This is a genomic window from Mesorhizobium sp. M7A.F.Ca.CA.003.01.2.1 (genome assembly GCF_003998945.1).
Taxonomy (GTDB): domain Bacteria; phylum Pseudomonadota; class Alphaproteobacteria; order Rhizobiales; family Rhizobiaceae; genus Mesorhizobium; species Mesorhizobium ciceri.
In genome coordinates this window covers 1-969 of the sequence record NZ_RZRA01001387.1, presented here as the reverse complement: position 1 = coordinate 969, position 969 = coordinate 1, and the positions used below count along the sequence as shown (strand labels likewise).

Sequence of the window (969 nt, the reverse complement as noted above, 5' to 3'; positions counted from 1 at the left end):
GTTCATGACGTTCGGCCTCGCCTGCTGCGCGGTCGAGATGATCCACACCTCGATGCCGCGCTATGATTCGGAGCGGTTCGGCGTCGCGCCACGCGCGTCTCCGCGCCAGTCCGACATCATGATCGTCGCCGGCACGCTGACCAACAAGATGGCGCCGGCGCTGCGCAAGGTCTACGACCAGATGCCGGAGCCGCGCTACGTCATCTCGATGGGCTCCTGCGCCAATGGCGGCGGCTATTACCACTATTCCTATTCGGTGGTGCGCGGCTGCGACCGCATCGTGCCGGTCGACATCTATGTGCCCGGCTGTCCGCCGAGCGCCGAAGCGCTGCTCTACGGCATTCTTCTCTTGCAGAAGAAGATCCGCCGCACCGGCACGATCGAACGGTAAATCCATGACCGCATCCCTGAGCGAACTGTCGACCTATCTCGGCGAGAAGCTGATCGGCCGCGTGAACGAGGCTGATATCGCCTATGGCGAACTCACCATCCATGTCGAGCCGCGCGATCTGGTCGAGGTGATGACCTTCCTGCGCGACGATGCGCGCTGCCAGTTCATCTCGATCATCGATGTCTGCGGCGCCGACTATCCGTCGCGGGCCAAGCGTTTCGACGTCGTCTATCACCTGTTGTCGCCGAAGCAGAATGTGCGCGTCCGCGTCAAGGTGCAGGCCGACGAGGAAACCATGGTGCCGTCGATCACCGGCGTCTATCCCGGCGCCGACTGGTTCGAGCGCGAGACCTACGATCTCTACGGCGTTTTGTTCTCCGGCCATCCCGACCTGCGCCGCCTGCTGACCGACTATGGCTTCGAAGGCCATCCCTTGCGCAAGGATTTCCCGCTGACCGGCTTCGTCGAGGTGCGCTACGACGACGAGGCCAAGCGCGTTATCTATGAGCCGGTCGAGCTCAAGCAGGAATTCCGCAATTTCGATTTTCTGTCCCCGTGGGAAGGTACGGATTACGTGC

Annotated in this window: 2 protein-coding genes; both read left to right on the top strand. The window is 62.3% G+C overall.

Annotated elements, in window-relative coordinates; genetic code table 11:
• On the top strand, positions 1–391 hold a 391-nt coding region (locus EN969_RS32870), incomplete at its 5' end, for an NADH-quinone oxidoreductase subunit B (protein ID WP_164758746.1).
• 4 nt (positions 392–395) lie between these two features.
• Positions 396–969: NADH-quinone oxidoreductase subunit C (locus EN969_RS32865; protein WP_127419826.1), on the top strand; the 574-nt coding region annotated here is incomplete at its 3' end.